Source organism: Lacrimispora amygdalina, from assembly GCF_003432035.1.
Taxonomy (GTDB): domain Bacteria; phylum Bacillota; class Clostridia; order Lachnospirales; family Lachnospiraceae; genus Lacrimispora; species Lacrimispora amygdalina.
In genome coordinates this window covers 49,867-68,511 of record NZ_QOHO01000049.1, presented here as the reverse complement: position 1 = coordinate 68,511, position 18,645 = coordinate 49,867, and the positions used below count along the sequence as shown (strand labels likewise).

Annotated in this window: 15 protein-coding genes; all 15 read right to left on the bottom strand. The window is 44.5% G+C overall.

The annotated features are described in order from the left end of the window. Positions 1-5: 5 nt before the first annotated feature. The 15 genes from gltB to DS742_RS15480 all read right to left on the bottom strand — a co-directional run bounded on the left by gltB (position 6) and on the right by DS742_RS15480 (position 18,450). Positions 6-4,565, bottom strand: a complete 4,560-nt coding sequence (gltB, locus tag DS742_RS15550) for a glutamate synthase large subunit (protein ID WP_117417895.1) — start codon at positions 4,563-4,565, stop codon at positions 6-8. Between the two features lie 440 nt (positions 4,566-5,005). Next, a complete protein-coding gene (locus tag DS742_RS15545; protein ID WP_117417894.1) occupies positions 5,006-5,272 on the bottom strand; it encodes an HPr family phosphocarrier protein in 267 nt (88 codons plus the stop codon). Positions 5,273-5,393: 121 nt separating this feature from the next. Continuing rightward, complete coding sequence (locus tag DS742_RS15540; protein WP_117417893.1) at positions 5,394-6,029, bottom strand: epoxyqueuosine reductase QueH; 636 nt, start codon at positions 6,027-6,029, stop codon at positions 5,394-5,396. Positions 6,030-6,103: 74 nt separating this feature from the next. Further along, positions 6,104-7,246, bottom strand: a complete 1,143-nt coding sequence (rpoD, locus tag DS742_RS15535; protein WP_117417892.1) for an RNA polymerase sigma factor RpoD — start codon at positions 7,244-7,246, stop codon at positions 6,104-6,106. 111 nt (positions 7,247-7,357) lie between these two features. Beyond that, complete coding sequence (locus DS742_RS15530; RefSeq protein WP_117417891.1) at positions 7,358-8,254, bottom strand: diacylglycerol/lipid kinase family protein; 897 nt, start codon at positions 8,252-8,254, stop codon at positions 7,358-7,360. A 5-nt stretch (positions 8,255-8,259) separates the two neighbouring features. After that, positions 8,260-9,354, bottom strand: a complete 1,095-nt coding sequence (gene mutY / locus DS742_RS15525; RefSeq protein ID WP_117417890.1) for an A/G-specific adenine glycosylase — start codon at positions 9,352-9,354, stop codon at positions 8,260-8,262. Next, positions 9,354-10,331 (bottom strand): biotin--[acetyl-CoA-carboxylase] ligase, encoded by a 978-nt coding sequence (locus DS742_RS15520; protein ID WP_117417889.1) that lies wholly within the window; start codon positions 10,329-10,331, stop codon positions 9,354-9,356. The genes mutY and DS742_RS15520 overlap by 1 nt, the downstream gene beginning before the upstream one ends. 5 nt (positions 10,332-10,336) lie before the next feature. Further along, positions 10,337-10,645, bottom strand: a complete 309-nt coding sequence (locus DS742_RS15515) for a DUF6637 family protein (RefSeq protein WP_117417888.1) — start codon at positions 10,643-10,645, stop codon at positions 10,337-10,339. A 2-nt stretch (positions 10,646-10,647) separates the two neighbouring features. Continuing rightward, positions 10,648-11,583, bottom strand: a complete 936-nt coding sequence (gene argF, locus DS742_RS15510; RefSeq protein WP_117417887.1) for an ornithine carbamoyltransferase — start codon at positions 11,581-11,583, stop codon at positions 10,648-10,650. 89 nt (positions 11,584-11,672) lie between these two features. Beyond that, on the bottom strand, positions 11,673-12,827 hold the full coding sequence (locus tag DS742_RS15505) for a patatin-like phospholipase family protein (RefSeq protein WP_117417886.1): 1,155 nt from the start codon (positions 12,825-12,827) through the stop codon (positions 11,673-11,675). Between the two features lie 73 nt (positions 12,828-12,900). Further along, positions 12,901-13,830: an SPFH domain-containing protein gene (locus DS742_RS15500; protein WP_117417885.1), complete on the bottom strand. Its 930-nt coding sequence runs from the start codon at positions 13,828-13,830 to the stop codon at positions 12,901-12,903. A gap of 1 nt (position 13,831) precedes the next feature. Continuing rightward, positions 13,832-14,272 carry an NfeD family protein gene (locus DS742_RS15495; RefSeq protein WP_117417884.1) on the bottom strand — a complete coding sequence of 147 codons (441 nt, stop codon included), beginning with the start codon at positions 14,270-14,272 and terminating at the stop codon, positions 13,832-13,834. Between the two features lie 113 nt (positions 14,273-14,385). Continuing rightward, on the bottom strand, positions 14,386-15,183 hold the full coding sequence (locus DS742_RS15490; protein WP_117417883.1) for a TrmH family RNA methyltransferase: 798 nt from the start codon (positions 15,181-15,183) through the stop codon (positions 14,386-14,388). Between the two features lie 13 nt (positions 15,184-15,196). Beyond that, positions 15,197-17,107: an NAD(+) synthase gene (locus DS742_RS15485; RefSeq protein WP_117417882.1), complete on the bottom strand. Its 1,911-nt coding sequence runs from the start codon at positions 17,105-17,107 to the stop codon at positions 15,197-15,199. Continuing rightward, positions 17,104-18,450, bottom strand: coding sequence for an MATE family efflux transporter (locus DS742_RS15480; protein ID WP_375340400.1), 1,347 nt, complete (start codon positions 18,448-18,450; stop codon positions 17,104-17,106). Before DS742_RS15480 ends, DS742_RS15485 begins: the two co-directional genes overlap by 4 nt. Positions 18,451-18,645: the final 195 nt, after the last annotated feature.

The following is an 18,645-nucleotide window of genomic DNA, read 5'->3' as shown; positions in this document are numbered from 1 at the left end:
CCTCCTTACTTCTTTGTATTGGCATAAAATGCTTCAATCTGCGCCTGTTCGCTGCTTAAACCCTTTTCTTCCATCTGAACAATGGTATTCATCATGCGCCTGTAGTCATGAGGCATGATTTTCTTGAATTTAGGCAGATATTCTCCAAAGTTGTCGAGGATTTCCTTGCCCTTTGCGGAGTTGGTATAAGCCACATGTTCCTTAATCATATCCTTTAATTCCAGAACATCGTATTTATTGGTAACCTCTTCAAAAGAAACCATTTCCTTATTCAGGCGTTTGTATAAGTCTCTCTTCTCATCTAATACATAAGCAATTCCGCCGCTCATACCAGCCGCAAAATTCTTACCGGTAGATCCTAATACCACCACGCGTCCGCCTGTCATATATTCACAGCCGTGATCGCCTACACCTTCCACTACTGCCGTCGCGCCGGAGTTTCTTACGCAGAAACGTTCACCTGCAACACCGCAGATAAAGGCTTTTCCGCTGGTTGCGCCGTACAGAGCCACATTACCGATTACAATGTTCTCTTCCGCCTTAAATTTAACGCCCTGAGGAGGATAAACCACCAGCTTGCCGCCGGAAAGTCCCTTTCCAAAGTAATCGTTGCTGTCTCCTACAAGCTCCAGTGTCAGACCCCTGGGAATAAATGCGCCGAAGCTCTGACCGCCGCTTCCTGTACAGTTAATGGTAAAGGTATCCTCGGCAAGTCCATCCGGATACAGTCTTGTTATTTCCGATCCGAATATGGTTCCCAGAGCACGGTCGGTATTGGAAACATCGATCTGAAGTCCCTTCTTCTGACCTGCCGTAAGGGCCTGCCGTAATTTCTTTAAAATGATCTTTTCGTCAATGGTTTTATCCAGTTCAAAATCATAAACCAGTTTTTTATCGTAGCCTGCTAATTTTTCTCCTGCATATGGGTTTCCTAAAATTGCGGAGAAATCCACTTTCTTTGCTCTTTCATTGGAGATCTGATTCTTTTTCTTTAAGAGATCCGTTCTTCCAACCAGCTCATCAACTGTGCGGATTCCCAGTTTTGCCATGTATTCCCGAAGCTCTTTTGCGATAAAATACATGAAATTCACAACATACTCCGGTTTTCCCTTAAAGCGCTTGCGAAGCTCAGGATTCTGGGTGGCAACGCCGACCGGGCAGGTATCTAAGTTGCAGACTCTCATCATAACACATCCTAATGTTACAAGCGGTGCCGTTGCAAAGCCGAATTCCTCGGCACCCAGCATACAGGCAATGGCAACATCCCGCCCGGTCATCAGCTTTCCGTCTGTTTCCAGAATCACCTTATCACGAAGTCCGTTCATAATCAGAGTCTGATGCGCTTCCGCCACACCAAGCTCCCATGGAAGCCCTGCATTGTAGATGGAGTTTCTGGGTGCGGCTCCGGTTCCTCCATCAAAGGAGGAAATTAAAATAACCTGGGCACCTGCCTTGGCAACACCGGCAGCTACAGTACCGACTCCTGCTTCTGATACCAGTTTCACAGAAATTCTGGCACTGGTATTGGAATTCTTCAAATCATAAATTAACTGGGCCAGATCCTCAATGGAATAGATATCATGATGAGGCGGCGGTGAAATTAATCCTACACCAGTTGTTGAGTGTCTGGTTTTGGCTACCCACGGATAAACCTTCTGTCCTGGAAGCTGTCCGCCTTCTCCTGGCTTTGCACCCTGAGCCATTTTAATCTGAATCTCTTTTGCACTGACTAAGTATCTGGAAGTCACACCAAAACGTCCGGAAGCCACCTGCTTGATGGCAGAGCAGCGGTTTAATCCGTCCTGTCCTACCGTCAGACGTTCCAGGCTTTCACCGCCCTCACCGCTGTTTGATTTCCCGTGAATCCGGTTCATGGCAATGGCCAGAGCTTCGTGAGCTTCCTGAGAAATGGAACCATATGACATGGCACCTGTCTTAAAACGTTTCACAATGGATTCCACGCTTTCCACTTCTTCTAAAGGAACTTCCTTGGTCTTTCCATAATCAAAGTCTAAAAGACTTCTTAAATTGACCATCTGGCCTTCCTCTGTCAGAGCGTGGGTGTACTCCTTAAATGTTTCATAGCTGCCTGTTCTGGTTGCCTGCTGCAGCAGATGAATGGTGCGGGGATTATAAAGATGCTCTTCCTGTCCCGCTCTTTCCTTATGGCTGCCTACGCTGTCTAAGGTTAAGTCCACATCAAGACCAAGGGGATCAAATGCTGCGGAATGAAGTGTGTCCACGTCATTGGCAATATCCTCTAAGTTGATGCCCTCTACCCGGCTAACAGTATCGGTGAAATACGTATCAACCACTTTCTTTGAAATACCGATGGCTTCAAAAATCTGGGCTCCCTGATAAGACTGAACGGTAGAAATACCCATTTTGGAGGCAATCTTTACAATACCATGTAACACTGCAGAATTATAATCCTCCACTGCTGCATAATAATCTTTATCAAGCATTCCGTTATCAATTAAATTATGAATGGATTCCTGAGCCAGATACGGATTGATCGCACAGGCACCATATCCTAAAAGTGTGGCAAAATGATGAACTTCCCTTGGCTCGCCGCTTTCCAGAATCAGGGCAACCGAGGTTCTTTTCTTTGTTTTTACCAAATGCTGCTGGAGCGCGGAAACTGCCAGCAGGGACGGAATCGGCACATGATTTTCATCAATATCACGGTCTGATAAGATAATGATGTTAGCCCCATCCCGGTGAGCTCTGTCCGCTTCTAAAAACAGCCTGTCAATGGCTTTTTCCAGTGACGTATTCTTATAATAAGTAATGGGAATTACCTCTACCTTAAATCCCGGTCTCTTCATATGTTTGATTTTCAGTAAATCCGTACAGGTCAGAATGGGATTATTTACCTTTAAGATCTTGCAGTTTTCCGCCTCTTCTTTTAAAATATTGCCTTCTTCTCCCACATAAACCGTAGTGGAAGTCACAATCTCCTCACGAATGGAGTCGATCGGCGGATTGGTTACCTGGGCAAAGAGCTGTTTAAAGTAGTTAAAAAGCGGCTGGTGCTTTTTGCTTAATACAGCCAGCGGACTGTCTGCTCCCATGGCTGAGACTGCTTCTGCTCCATTTAATGCCATAGGAAGAATCATGGTTTTGTATTCTTCATAAGTATAACCATAGGTTTTCTGCATTCTTGCACGGTCTGCCCTGGTCATGGTCGGAACGCCTTTATTTGGAATAGGCAGATCCTTTAATTCGATTAAGTTGGAATCCAGCCATTCGCCGTAAGGCTTTCTCTGGGCATAAGACTCTTTTAATTCCTCATCGGTAATCAGACAGCCCTTTACCGTATCGATTAAAAGCATCTTACCTGGACGGAGACGTTCTTTCTTTACCACATGGCTCTGTTCGATGTCGATAGCTCCTACCTCAGATGCCAGTATCATATGGTCATCATCGGTGATATAGTATCTGGAAGGTCTGAGTCCGTTACGGTCTAAAACTGCTCCTACCAGATCTCCGTCACTGAATACGATGGATGCCGGACCGTCCCATGGTTCCATCATGGTAGCGTAGTAACGGTAGAAATCCCTGATTTCCTGAGGCATGGATTTATCATGCTCCCATGGAGCAGGAATGGTTACCATGACTGCCAGAGGTAAATCCATACCGCTCATCATCATAAATTCCAGGGCATTGTCAAGCATGGCAGAGTCAGAGCCTTCCTGATTTATAATAGGAAGAACTTTATGCATATCACTGCTGAAATACTCAGACTCCATGTTCTCTTCCCTTGCCATCATTTTATCCACATTTCCGCGAATGGTGTTGATCTCCCCGTTATGTACAATCAGACGGTTGGGATGGGCTCTCATCCAGCTTGGATTGGTGTTGGTGCTGAAGCGGGAATGAACTACTGCAATGGCTGATTCATAATCCTTATCCTGAAGGTCTGTAAAAAACTGTCTTAATTCTTTTACAAGGAACATTCCTTTATAAACAATTGTCCTGCTGCTTAATGATACTACATAGGTATTATCATTGCTCTGCTCAAAAATACGTCTGGACACATAAAGTTTCCGGTCAAAATCCAGTCCTTTGTTAACATCAGCAGGCTTCTTAATAAAAGCCTGAACGATATAAGGCATACGTTCTACTGCTTTTGCTCCAATCAGTTCCGGATGAATGGGTACATCTCTCCAGCCCAGAAATTCAAGGCCTTCCTTCTGTACAATAATTTCAAACATCTTCTTTGCCTGGTTTCTGGCAAGTTCATCCTGGGGTAAGAAAAACATGCCCACACCGTATTCTCTTTCTTCACCAATTCCGATGTTTAACGGTCTGGTTACTTTCTTAAAGAATTTGTGAGAGATCTGAAGCATGATACCAACACCGTCACCAGTCTTGCCGTCAGCATCTTTTCCTGCCCTGTGCTCTAAATTTTCCACGATATGGAGAGCCTGCTCCACTGTCTTATGGGTCTTTATCCCTTTCATATTTGCTACTGCACCGATACCGCAGTTATCATGCTCGAAGCGGGGATCATAAAGTCCCGGAGTACCTGTTTTATTAGGGGATTGTAAACTCTTATCCATAATCTCATCCTTTCCTGACTGCTCCTCTGCTTTGAGGTGCTAAAGTGTAACAGTGATTTTAGTTGATAATACTACATTTTTCGCACTTTGTAAATGTGTTTTATTTTGCTATTGTCAGATAATTAGATTATTTTACATTTATAATATTTATTTCTGATTTTTTATGTTTATCATTGATATATTTTATTGTTTAAACACAATTAAAGTCAGATTTTCCTTCGGTGGTATAAATTTCTAATTTTTTTAAGTTATGGCTTATTATTATTAAGTGTTTATTTTTTTCATTAAGTCAATTCTTGGATACTGCTGCCATTCAATCTGCTTTTCAAACATTTCCATACAACAGAGAAATAAATAAAAAATCAGCGGATACAAAAAAAGACCCGGAACCATCGTTCCAGGGCCTTTCATTCCAATTATATACGATAAAAAGATACGGATTACATCTCCCCAAGACCACTCTCAATCGCTTCAGTCATGGTCTTCATAGCCGTTTCTTCGTCCTCGCCGTCGCAGATCACATTGATCTGAGCGCCACATTTGATTCCTGCTGCCATTACGTTTAATACGCTCTTGGCAACAATCCTCTTCTCTCCGTATTCAATAATTATATCAGATTTAAATTTCATAGCTGTCTGAGACAGAACGCCTGCCGGTCTTAAATGAAGTCCGGATGGATTTACAACAGTCAGTGATTTTGATAACATAATGTTCACTCCTTTATCCTCAATTTTTTATACTCCACGCTGTTAATTCTATTACAATATCGAATTTGTGTCAAGACAAACCCGGTATGTCTTTCATATAATTTCCAAAGTAAGGGCACTGTCAGCAGGAAGATTCTTTTGACTGCCTTTCTCTTTGAGAAAATACGCAGCCGCAGTAATCCTGTCTGTAAAGATCATGTTCCTTTGACAGCTCCACGGAACGCTTATACCCGTTTTTCTTTTTAAAATCAGAAGGAAGGTAAGAAACCCGGTATTCTTTGCCAAGCTTTTCACCAATTTCATTCAGCTTATCTGCATTCTTAAGGGGGCTTATGGATAAGGTGGTTGTAAAGTAATCAAATCTGCCCGCCTGGGCTATCTTGGCTGCCTCCTGGAGGCGGAGCTCATAGCAGCGGAAGCACCGTAATCCGCCTTCCGGTTCTTTCTCAAGACCTTCTACGATCCGGTAAAACTCTCCCGGTTCATAGGCCCCGGTCTGCAGGATAACCGGATGTACGAATTTCATCTCATTAATAAGCCGTTCCTGTTCCTCCACACGTCTTATATATTCCATCGGTGGATATATATTGGGATTGTAAAAATAAACAGTAATTTCAAAATATTGGGACAAATATTCCAATACATAGCTGCTGCATGGAGCACAGCAGCTGTGTATCAGCAGTTTCGGAACTTTTTTCTGCTCCTTTAATCCTTCTATGATCTGGTCCAATTCCTTCTGATAATTCCTTGGGTTCATGGTGTCTTCCTCCCTGCCGTCTTCAGAAATGACAAAAAGGCGCAGATCAGTATCAGCCGCGCCTTTTCTATGTCTTATAAGAAATCTCTGATTCGCTTGCTGCGGACTGGATTTCTCAGCTTTCTAAGTGCCTTAGCCTCAATCTGCCTGATACGTTCGCGGGTAACATTAAATTCTTTCCCCACTTCTTCCAATGTGCGCGGATGTCCGTCTTCCAAGCCGAACCTCAGAACAATTACCTGACGCTCTCTTTCCTTTAAATCACCTAAAAGCGCGTCAATATGTTCTCTTAACATGACAGACTCAACGTTGCCTTCCGGTGTTACCACATTATTATCAGCCACAAAATCGCCTAAGTTAGAATCATCTTCCTCACCAATGGGAGTCTCTAAGGATGCAGGCTCTCTGGCAATCTGCATGATCTCCATAACCTTGTCCTCGGACATGTCAAGTGCTTCTGCAAGCTCTGCCACAGAAGGTTCATATCCCAGTTCAAGAGTCAGTTTTCTCTGCATCTTGGACATCTTATTAATTGTTTCTACCATATGCACCGGAACCCGGATCGTTCTTGCCTGATCTGCTAATGCCCGGGTTACAGACTGACGAATCCACCAAGTAGCATATGTACTTAATTTATAACCTTTGGTATAATCAAATTTTTCAACACCCTTAATCAGACCTAAATTTCCCTCCTGTACCAGGTCCAGGAAACTCATACCACGGCCTGTATAACGTTTTGCAATACTGACAACAAGACGCAGATTGGCCTCAATCAGACGCTCCTTGGCATCATCGTCACCATCCGCCTTTCTCTTGGCAAGACGCAGTTCTTCCTCTGCGTTTAAGAGCGGTACCGTGCCGATTTCTTTTAAATACATGCGGACAGGGTCTTCTGTGCCGATGCCTTCCAATAAATCAATGGCGTCTAAATCAATATCTTCTTCATCTACATCTTTAATAAAACCGTCGTCAAGATCATCATCAAGGAGCAGGTCATCTGCCATAAGCACATCATCAGCTAAAGAGGAATCATCCATGACCGGGATCACGTCAACGCCGCGATTCTCCAGGTACGTATAAATCTGATCCATCTGCTCTGCAGTCAGCTCTTCTCCCATAAAGAAGTTATTAATCTCTGTAACGTCCAAAGCATTATGCTTTGTCTTTGCAAGTTCGACAAGTTTACCCAGCTTATCTAAAAAATTATCTTTTTCCACTTAATAACGTCCTTTCGCTAAGAAGTATACATAAAGCCCACACAACTTTTCATTATATACTACCAGAACCCATATTTCAACATATTTCTTCCTAAACAGGCAGTTTTGTTGCTATTTCAGATTTTTTCTCATAATACGGATTTTTTTCTCCAAGTTAGTGATAGAAACTTCTCTTCTGGCACCCCCGAATTCTCCGTCAAGCACCCAGTCAATTGGTTCATCGGAGATGAGTTTCAAGGACCGTGTCCGGAATTTATGGACGTATTCGTTGGGTTCTTCTTTTAAAAACATATAATTAATGATATTAGTTAAATCAAGAGCAGTTTTTGGTGACCGTATTAAAAGGACTTCAAATTCACCGTCGTCAAGAGCCACATCCTGGGTGACAAGGCCTTTAAAGCCTCCCACACTGATGGTATTGGTAATCATTCCAAAGATGAATTCTCCTTCCAGCATGATCTCTTCACATTCAACCCGCATGGAGTAGGATTTGATGGAGGCAAGACTCTTCATTCCCTCAAGCATATAAGCCTGATGTCCCAGAACATTCTTCTTATCCTGGGGTGTCAGATAGGAAACCTCTGTAAAAGCACCAAAAGCCGCGATATAGATAAAATATTTGTCTTCGCAGAAGCCGCCGATATCGATAGGATAAGCCTGTCCGGAAACAGCTGCTTCCGCTGCTTTTAACATATCTTTGGAGATTTTTAAGCTTGAGGCAAAATCATTGGTGGAGCCTGCCGGAATATAACCAAGATCCGGATACTCATTAAGCTTCATCAAACCGCTGATGGTTTCATTTAAAGTTCCGTCACCGCCGCTGCATACGACCAGATCCTTATTCTCCCCATAGCGGAAAGCTGCCTCCATGGCATCTCCCTGCCTCTGGGTTACATGTACCGTCAGTTCATAACCGGCTTTCGTAAAAATATCCAGAATATTCACCAGCTTGTTTTTGATCTGGGCTTTTCCGGACCGCGGATTAAATATAAAAAGCATCTTCTTCATTATTATCACCTAATCAACTTTGTATACGCCTTAAATGCCCCAGGCAGGGAATAAGTTTTATTCATTTCTTCCGGAGTAACCCATAAATAGTCACCTTCCGGTATTTCAGTCAGTTCCACACGAAAACCAGTCATATGCCATTCCACATGGCTGAAAATATGTTTCGCCTCAGGAAGGGGTGTAATCCTCCCCTCATTAATCCCAAGTGTTTTCTTTATCAGCTCCCGGGGAACCAGTCCGTCGAGCCCCGGCAGCTCATAAAGAGAGGCAAGAAGTCCTTTACTGTCTCTTTTACGGATTGCCACGCGTCCGTCCTTTATCAGGATGAGAATTGTTCTGTATTCTATTCTGCGGGCCTTTTTAGGTGCTTTAACCGGTATCACTCCGGTAAGTTCCTTCTCTCTGGCTATGCATAAGGAGAAAAGGGGGCAGCTGCCGCACAACGGAGTTCCATTCGGAACACACACAATCGCCCCTGCCTCAATAAGTGCCTGATTATAGGAGCCTGGGTCTTCCTTTGGCATAACCTCTTTTATCAGTTCTTCCATGGCTTTCTTTACAGACTGCTTTGTAATATCCTCCATACTCCCTGTCATTCTCGATATTACCCGCAGAACATTGCCATCCACTGCAGGAACCGGAAGTCTAAATGCAATGGAGGCAATGGCTCCTGCTGTATAGGATCCAATCCCCGGAAGTGTTTTAAGCTCCTCATAGGATGACGGAAGTTGTCCTCCGTACTTCTCTACAAGAAGCTCTGCCGCTTTTTTTAAATTCCTTGCCCTGCTGTAATAGCCTAATCCTTCCCAGAGTTTTAAAAGACGGTCCTCTGTCACTTCAGCCAGGTCTGTAACTCCAGGAAGAGCTTCCATAAAACGGTCAAAATACGGTTTTACCGCTTCCACTCTCGTCTGCTGAAGCATGATTTCCGATATCCATACGCGGTAAGGCTCCGGTCTCTCACGCCACGGAAGGATTCTTCTGTGCTCGTGATACCAGTTAAGCAGAGGGCGTCCGGCTGCCCTTAACCGTTCTTCCCGATCCATAACCTGGCCGGCCGGCTCTAAAACCTGTAATTTGTCATATAGGGAATGATTCATTATACATATCCATAAATTCCCCGGACAGACACTTCTCCTGAAATCACATGTCTGACCTCACCATCCGGCATTTCTACAAGAAGCTCTCCTGTTTTATTAATTCCCAAAGCTCTCCCTCTGTATTCACCAGATGGATCCAGAATTCTTACTTCCTTTCCTGCATTGACCATATACTTATTATAGACACTTATCAGCCCGGATAAATCACCCTGGCTGATAAATTCTTCATAATAATGCTCAAATGCTTCTAAAACAGCGGCAATCAGCTGGCTTCTCACTACCTTTTTTCCTGTCTCAAGAAGCAGAGAGGTCGCTGTATCACTGACTTCCGAAGGAAATTCTTCCATATTGGCATTGATTCCGATGCCGACTACCACATAGTGGATACCCTCCAGCTCCGCACTCATCTCTGTTAAAATTCCGCACAGCTTCTTTCCACTGGAAACAATGTCGTTCGGCCACTTAATAACCGGATCGAGTCCCGTTATGGTCCCGATCCCGTCGCGGACAGCCAATGCAGCCACCAGCGTCAGCATGGAAGCTTTTGCAGGAAGAATATCCGGTCTTAAAATAAGGCTCATAAATATATTCTTTCCCGGAGGAGAAACCCAGCTGCGGCCTCTTCTGCCTCTTCCCGCCTCCTGGGCATCTGCTGCCACAAGTGTTTCACTTCCGGCGCCTTCCTCTGCCAGACGCCTGGCTCTTAAATTCGTGGAATCAATGGATTCATGAAAATCAACAATTCGTCCGAAACTTCCCTTTATACAGCTTTCTATCTCTGTTTTCGTCATTATATCACAGGTATCGAGTAAATGGTATCCCTTATTTCGCACCGCTTCAATCTGATATCCTTCTTCCTGAAGCTGGCGGATCACTTTCCAGACAGCTGTTCTGGAAACATGAAACCGCTGGCATATTTCCTGACCGGAGATATATCCATCACTTTCCTTTAACAGCTTTAAAATCTCGGTTTTCAAGCCCTTCACCCCCACCAGATGCTTACTGCACTGATCACTGCCAGAGCAAACAGCAGGCAGCCTGCAATTACGGAGGCGCCTCCTGCCGCTTTCTTCCGCTTTTCTCTGCCGCTCAGCCTTATTTTATAAATTCCGTTAATGAAATTCAAAGCCCCTGCCAGAAAAAATATGACCGGGAACATCAGCATATTGTCTTCCGGATTCAAAAAAGAAATAACCGCCAGTACCACAATTAAGATTCCTACCACAATGTGGACTAAATCCACTATCATGGAAGCATTTCTTAAATTTTTTCCTCGTTCCTGTAAATACATATCTACTCTCCTAACGTTGCAACCATCACTGCCTTAATAGTATGCATCCTGTTTTCCGCTTCATCAAATACCACCGATACGCCGGATTCAAAGACCTCTTCAGTCACCTCGTTGCCTTTTACCGCCGGCAGGCAGTGCATAAATATGGTAGTATCCTTACCTGTTTTATTCATCAGTTCCTTATTCACCTGATATGGCTTTAAGAGTGCAACACGTTCTGCCGCCTTCTCTTCCTCTCCCATGGAGCACCATACGTCTGTATATATAATATCTGCGTCTTTCACCTTCTCACTGTCCTCTGTCAGTGTAATGGTGCTTCCGCTTAAATCTGCATATCCCTGGCAAAGCTCTGTCAGTTCCTTATTTGGCCAGAGGCATTCCGGTGCCAGAATGGTAAAATGCACTCCCATTTTGCTCATGCCGATCATCAGGCTGTTAGCCATATTATTGCGCCCGTCTCCTGCATAAACAAACTTCAGCCCTTTTAAATATCCAAAATGCTCTTTTATAGTCAGTAAATCTGCAAGAATCTGTGTCGGGTGATAATCCTCTGTCAGACCGTTCCATACAGGAACACCTGCATATTGGGCCAGAGCCTCCACCGTTTTATGTTTAAAACCGCGGAATTCAATGCCGTCAAACATTCTGCCCAGAACTCTTGCCGTATCCTCCACACTTTCTTTATGGCCAAGCTGTATGTCATCCTTTCCCAGATATTCCGGATGGGCTCCCTCATCCACTGCAGCAACTACAAATGCACATCTGGTGCGGGTAGACGGTTTCTCAAAAATGAGGGCGATGTTTTTCCCTTTTAAAGAGCTTCCTGTAATCCCCTGCTTCTTTTTCGCCTTTAAATCCGCAGACAGATCCAGTAAGTACTGAATCTCTTCCGGTGTATAATCCTTTAATGTAATAAAATTTCTTCCCTTCAGATTCATATAATTTCCTCCGCTTTCTGTATTTTTATACATTATTATAGTATATGGTGAATATTCATGCAAGTTATTTTTTTTAAAATACAAATAAGCTAAAAGGAAACCACTGCTCCCAGTTTATGAATCTTTCTGCGTATCTCTAAAAGCAGTTCTTCCACAGTATAAATCCGGAACCGTTTCACCTTTAACCGCTTAGCCAGATCCTCCAGAAGGCCCAGATACATATCCTTATAATTCCAGCCTTCTTTTAATTTAAAATCAACTGCAAGCTTTGGAAAAAGCGTCTCAGTAAACGCCCGGTATCCGGAAAGCGCCTCCAGTCCGTCTGCTCCTGTCATATCCTTAATATACAGTTTTAAAAGTTCCATCTCCGACATCATTTTATCAAAATAATAGGGTTCGGTCTTTGGTGCATCAATATAATAGATTCGTCCGGCCAGGTCATATAAGAACCGCTTGGCATCGTAATAACCCAGTGTTAAATTCTTTCTTGCCTGTTTTTTATCGAATTCCAGTATTCCGCCAAGATCCTGTCTGGGAGCAATGTGGTAGACTTTAATTCCATCCGGTATTTTAACCACACGTTCCTTATCAAATCCCCAGCCATAAATCCGGATCACGATAATATCCTCATAACCATGATCAATCAGAACATCTAACGGAACATTGTTAAATCCGCCGCCATCCATATACCGTTTTCCGCCCAGCTTCTCATTTTTAAAAGCCAGAAAATATGCACTTGCCAGAAGCATTTCCTTGACAGTTCCCATTTCCCCTTTTCTCAAATCAACCACCAGCTCTTTGCGGTCGGACACGGAATAGGTAACGGAATACAGCTCTCTGTTTGAGTTTACGATTTTCTCTTCGTCCCCCACCACATCCGCTATTAAATTCTTCAGAGGGGTGATGTCAAAACCGCCTTCCTTTACAAGCTGAAAGCCTCTGGCAATCAGTTCCTGCAAATTCAGGGATTTGAAATCCTTTTTCTTCAACGCTTCCATGGTTTCATTGCTGACTGACATCACCTGGGAATAATCAATGTTTTTCCAGATCTCCTCTGCCCGTTCCAGGTCATCCATACAGATCAGGGCACCGTTTAAAGAGCCTACAGAAGCTCCTGCTACCCCCTTTATCTTCACTCCGGCTTCCCGAAGAGCCTTCCATGCCCCGATCTGATATGCACCTTTGGCGCCTCCGCCTTCCAGAACAAGCCCGTATTCCCGTTCCAAATCCAGTTTAAGCTCCATATAAACCTCCCAAATCCTGTCTGTGTCTGCAAAAACCGCAGCAAGAAGTCATATGACATCTGCTGCGGTTAACTCATTCTTTGGGTATCTCCGTAATGGAAGAAACTAGTCCTGCCAGCCCCTGAATCTCAGACGGAATAATGATTTTGGTTGCCTTGCCGTCAGCTGCAGCCTTAAATGCCTCCAGACTTTTTATAACAAGAACAGCTCTGTCCGCTCCTGCTTCTTTAATCATACGGATACCATCCGCATTGGCCTGCTGGATCTTTAAAGTAGCTTCTGCCTGACCTTCTGCCTCACGGATTCTCTTTTCCTTTTCGGCTTCTGCGCGAAGAATCGCAGCCTGTTTTTCAGCCTCAGCATCCAGAATTGCGGATTCCTTTTTACCTTCAGCCACAAGAACCGTTGACTTCTTCTCTCCTTCTGCCCTTAAGATCGCTTCCCGTCGTTCACGTTCCGCTTTCATCTGTTTTTCCATGGCATCCTGAATGGCTGCCGGAGGCATAATATTCTTAAGCTCCACGCGGTTTACTTTAATTCCCCATGGGTCTGTTGCAATATCCAGAGTTTCTCTCATCTTTGCATTAATGGTTTCTCTGGAGGTAAGAGTCTGGTCAAGCTCCAAGTCACCGATAATATTACGAAGAGTTGTTGCTGTTAAATTCTCAATGGCCATGATGGGATTTTCCACACCATAGGCATAAAGCTTTGGATCTGTAATCTGAAAAAACACCACAGTGTCGATTCTCATGGTAACGTTATCCTTGGTAATAACCGGCTGCGGCGGAAAATCTGCTACCTGTTCCTTTAAATTCACTCTCTTAGCCACTCTGTCCAGAAAAGGCAGCTTAATGTGTACGCCTACTGACCACGTCTCAAGAAATGCTCCCAGACGTTCTACAACAAGTGCCTGTGCCTGCGGAACAATTCTCACGCAAGAGGCAAGTACTGCCAGAATAATGATTAAAATAATAATAACTGCTGAAAATCCAATTGCTCCCATCTTATAATTCCTCCTGTTTCCTGCTTACAATCAGCTTGACTCCCTTAATGTCCTTTACTTCCACCATGACTCCCACCGGATAGATGCTGTCATCTTCCAATGCCCTTGCAGTCCATTCCTGTCCGTTTAAGACTGCGGCGCCTTTTCCTTCCAGATTATTAATCTCTGCAGTAACCCGGGCATACTTACCAACCAGGCTTTCCGTATTGGTTTTAACTGTATACCGGTTTACATATCTTAAGGCAAAGGGTCTGGTAAAAAACAAAAGTACAAAGGATACAATTACAAACACTGCAAGCTGCACCTGCGTATTGACACCAAATAATGCAAGCACAAATGCAACCAGTGCCCCGCCAGCAAACCAGATGGTAGTAAGCGCCATCGTCGCTGCTTCAATTCCAAGGAGCACCACAAAACCTATAAGCCAATAGATCGCTGCCATTTTCTCATTCCCCTTCCCTGCCATGATAGGCAAAGTATCACGGCGAATCTATCCGTTGACACTATCATACTATATGTTCAGTCATTTCTCAACATTCCCGCTGTAAAAAAGACTTATTTTTTTAATAAACTCTGCTCTCTGCGCTGTCTTGCAGTCTCAAACATCAGCACAGAGGCAGCCACTGCCGCATTCAGTGATTCCACCCTCCCCATCATGGGGATCTTAATATAGGCATCTGCCAGTTTTGCAATGTCTTCCGACAGGCCATTGGCTTCATTTCCGATTAAAAACCCTGTATCAACAGTATAATCTTCTTTTTCATAATTATTCCTGCCATCTAAATGGGCAGCATATAGCTGAATCCCCCGCTCTTTTAACTGAAGAATGGAGGCAGTTAAATCACTGGTATAGGCAAAAGGAACCCGGAATACAGAACCCATTGTGGACCGGATTACCTTGGGATTGTAAATATCCGCAGTGGTGCTGTTCATAAGCACCCCGGTGATCCCTGCACCTTCTCCTGCCCTTATGATCGTACCTAAATTTCCAGGATCCTGTATCGTTTCAAGTATGAGCAGAAAGGCAGGTCCGGGAGCACGGATAAGATCCTCCGTAGTATAAGAACGCTGTTTTACAAGAGCGAGTATGCCCTGGGGCGACCTGGTATCTGACATGGCAGAAAAGACCTCATCGGTAAGCACCTCATGCTTTAACCCACTCACCAGCCGTCTCTGCTCAGCCTCTTTTAAAAAGCTTTCCGATACAAATACGCTGTCAATTAACTCCGGCGGAATCTCCTTGAATATGCGTAGGCCTTCTGCCACGAATAATCCGCTGTCATTCCTGGCCTTTGCTTTCTTTATCAGGTTCATCACCTGCTTTACTTTCCCATTGGCACTGCTGGTTATCATATGGTACCTCTCTTTATAAATTTTCCAGTTCTTCCAGCCATAAGCGGCTTACTGCATCACTGGGCATACGTAAATCCCCTCTTGGGGATACTGCAACAGAACCGACCTTTGGTCCGTCCGGCATACAGGAGCGTTTAAACTGCTGGCTGAAAAATCTTCTGTAAAATACCCTCAGCCACTTTAAAATGACCTCCGGTTCGTATTGCGTTTCAAAGGCAGAGACTGCCAGCCGGTATACCTTTGAAGGACGGGTACCGAATCTTAAGATCTGATAGAGGAAGAAATCGTGAAGCTCATATGGTCCAACAAGATCTTCTGTCTTCTGGGCAATCTCTCCATCCTTGGGAGGCAGCAGCTCCGGGCTTACAGGCGTATCAAGAACATCCAGGAGCACTTTCTTTAAAGCTTCCTCCTCACAGGTATCCGCATAGTAGCGGACTAAATGGCGGACCAGAGTCTTTGGAACCGATGAATTGACTCCATACATGGACATGTGGTCACCGTTGTAGGTGGCCCAGCCCAGAGCCAGCTCCGACATATCCCCCGTACCGATGACGATACCTCCCAGACGGTTGGCAAGATCCATGAGAATCTGGGTCCGTTCCCTTGCCTGGGAATTTTCATAGGTAACATCGTGCTGCTCAGGATTATGGCCGATATCCCTGAAATGAACGGATACCGCTTCCCTGATATTTACTTCTGTTAATTCTGCATTTAGCTTTTCCGTCAGAAGGCAGGCGTTCTGATAAGTACGGTCTGTGGTGCCAAAACAGGGCATGGTCACCGCATGAATCTGATTTCTTGGAATTTCAAGCATATCAAATGCCCGGGCTGTAACCAAAAGAGCAAGCGTGGAATCAAGACCTCCGGAAATACCGATCACTGCATCCCTGCAGCCTGTATGCGCCAGTCTCTTTTTTAACCCCATCGCCTGTATGGAAAGAATCTCCTCACATCTGCGGTTCCGCTCTGCCGCTCCATCCGGAACGAAAGGTCTTGGATCAATCCTTCTTTTTAAATCCAGCGCTTCCTGCTTCATGGAAAATGGAATCACCAGATAATGTTCTCTGTCAGGTGCCGGAAACGTAGTCATTCTTCTCCGGTCATGAATGAGACGTTCCAGATCCATATCACCGTAAACAGTCTCATTGCCGAAACGCTTTGATTCCGCAAGCAAAAGTCCGTTCTCAGCGATTAGGTTCTGCCCACCGAATACCAGATCCTGAGTGGACTCGCCTTCTCCTGCATTGGCATAAATGTAGCCGCAGACCAGAGTGGCAGAATGTCCTGTAATCAGGCTTCTTCTGTAAAGGTCCTTCCCCGTCGTCTCATCACTTGCAGAACAGTTTACAATGACGGTAGCACCAGCAACTGCATGGCGGATGGACGGCGGATTGGGAACCCAGGCATCCTCGCAGATTTCCGTTCCGATTACAAGTCCGGGGATCTCGTTACAGGAAAAGAGCAGATCAGTTCCCATGGGAATCTCATATCCCTCCCAGGTTATCATGACCGGTTTTGTGTTTCCCGGCTCAAAATACCGCATTTCATAAAATTCAGAATAATTCGGCAGATTTGTCTTCGGAATAATTCCAAGCACCCTGCCGCTCTGCACTGCCGCAGCCGTATTGTAAAGCTTCCCGTCCCGCTCCCAGGGCAGTCCCACAAACACAAGTATATCACTGCCCTCTGTCTCTTTGGCAATCACCTTTAACTCTTCTTTTGCACCGGCAAGCAGCGCATCCTGCCCGAATAAATCTCCGCAGGTGTAAGCAGTGAGACAAAGCTCCGGGAACACCATGATTTTTGCCTTTCTTTCTACTCCTTCCCTGATGAGTCTCACAATATTCTCTCTGTTAAACCGGGGATCTGCAACTTTTACGTCGGGGGTTGCAGCTGCAACCCTGATATATCCATGTTTCATTGACTTTTTTCTCCTATCTGTTCTTCTTTCCCTTTTGGTATCCATTTTGCTTTCATTGCATAGATACAGTCCATTCCCATAGTAGTAAGCCATGTTATAGGATAACACCACATCACCGCTTCAAAACTGGGGAAAAATGGTACCAGTAAATTAATATAAATCATCCGCAGAATACACATGTTTCCCACTCCGATCAGCATGGAGACCATCGTTCTGCCGCTTCCCCGGATGCTTCCCATTAAGATCTGGTGTATGGCCATCGTCCAGTAAAACGGAAGCAGAATCAGCATGGAGGTATATCCGTATGCGATTACATCCGGATCAGGGGAAAATATTCTTAAAATACGTTCCGCATTCAGATAAAGAATGATGGAAATAAGAATGGTATAAATCATACTGATGACAAGCCCCTGAAAAACTCCCTGTTTCACCCGTCTGTTTTTTTGGGCTCCGATATTCTGCCCGGTAAATGTGGTTGCTGCCATGCAGAAGCTCTGAAGCGGAAGCATGGCAAAGCCGTCAATCTTGCTATAGGAACCAAATCCTGCCATGGCTGCTGCACCGAAGCTGTTGACATTCGCCTGAACGATTACGTTGGAAAGGGAGATAATTGACTGCTGTATGCCGCTTGGAATTCCGATTTTTAAAACGCGGGCCATCATGCGCCGGTCAATTTTTATTTTACTCAGTTCCAGACGATAACTATCATCCGTATGCACCAGTGCCCTGACTGTGAGGAGAGCCGATACTCCCTGGGCTGCCACTGTTGCATATCCCACTCCTGCCGTTCCCAGCTGAAAGATAACTACAAATACAAGATCAAGTACGATATTAATGACAGAGGAAATACACAGAAAAATGAGCGGACGTTTGGAGTCCCCCACAGCCCTGAGAACACCCGATCCCATATTATATACCAGATTAAATAAAGAACCGCAGAAAAAAATCCGCAGATATGCAGCAGATGCCGGCATAACCGATTGAGGTGTTCCCATTAAAACGAGAATGAGCGGGGATAAAAAAACACCCAGTACGATGAGAATGAGACCTCCCACGATGCTTAATGCCATAGTGGTGTGTACCGCCCAGTGCAGCTTCTGCTTTTCTCCCGCCCCGTAATACTGGGATATAATTACTCCGGCTCCGGTTCCAATCCCCATAAACATACCGATAATCAAGTTAATCAGGGAATTACTGGAACCCACAGCTGCCAGTGCATCACTGCCGATAAAGTTGCCTACTACTACAGAGTCCACAGTATTGTAGAGCTGCTGAAATAAATTTCCAACCAGGAGAGGCAGAGAAAAAGCAAGAAGCTGTCTCCAGATTACGCCTTCTGTCATGATCACCTGAGTTGTATGCAGTTTTTTACTCACAAATAATCCTCCTACTTTTTTCCAATCTCCCAATGAATATTAGTATACATCCTTTTTCGACAATTTGGAAGCCGGATAATTTAAGGTTTACTTTTTCATGATGATCGTGTAAAATACTTTAATATCCTACTAAACAGATAAGAATAATCAGGGGGGGAATTT

Coding starts and splice junctions, on each gene's coding strand:
- gltB (WP_117417895.1), bottom strand. CDS start 4,565: ATGGATAAGAGTTTACAATCCCCTAATAAAACAGGTACTCCGGGACTT.
- DS742_RS15545 (WP_117417894.1), bottom strand. CDS start 5,272: ATGTTATCAAAATCACTGACTGTTGTAAATCCATCCGGACTTCATTTA.
- DS742_RS15540 (WP_117417893.1), bottom strand. CDS start 6,029: ATGAACCCAAGGAATTATCAGAAGGAATTGGACCAGATCATAGAAGGA.
- DS742_RS15530 (WP_117417891.1), bottom strand. CDS start 8,254: ATGAAGAAGATGCTTTTTATATTTAATCCGCGGTCCGGAAAAGCCCAG.
- mutY (WP_117417890.1), bottom strand. CDS start 9,354: ATGAATCATTCCCTATATGACAAATTACAGGTTTTAGAGCCGGCCGGC.
- DS742_RS15515 (WP_117417888.1), bottom strand. CDS start 10,645: ATGTATTTACAGGAACGAGGAAAAAATTTAAGAAATGCTTCCATGATA.
- argF (WP_117417887.1), bottom strand. CDS start 11,583: ATGAATCTGAAGGGAAGAAATTTTATTACATTAAAGGATTATACACCG.
- DS742_RS15505 (WP_117417886.1), bottom strand. CDS start 12,827: ATGGAGCTTAAACTGGATTTGGAACGGGAATACGGGCTTGTTCTGGAA.
- DS742_RS15500 (WP_117417885.1), bottom strand. CDS start 13,830: ATGGGAGCAATTGGATTTTCAGCAGTTATTATTATTTTAATCATTATT.
- DS742_RS15495 (WP_117417884.1), bottom strand. CDS start 14,272: ATGGCAGCGATCTATTGGCTTATAGGTTTTGTGGTGCTCCTTGGAATT.
- DS742_RS15490 (WP_117417883.1), bottom strand. CDS start 15,183: ATGATAACCAGCAGTGCCAATGGGAAAGTAAAGCAGGTGATGAACCTG.
- DS742_RS15485 (WP_117417882.1), bottom strand. CDS start 17,107: ATGAAACATGGATATATCAGGGTTGCAGCTGCAACCCCCGACGTAAAA.
- DS742_RS15480 (WP_375340400.1), bottom strand. CDS start 18,450: ATGACAGAAGGCGTAATCTGGAGACAGCTTCTTGCTTTTTCTCTGCCT.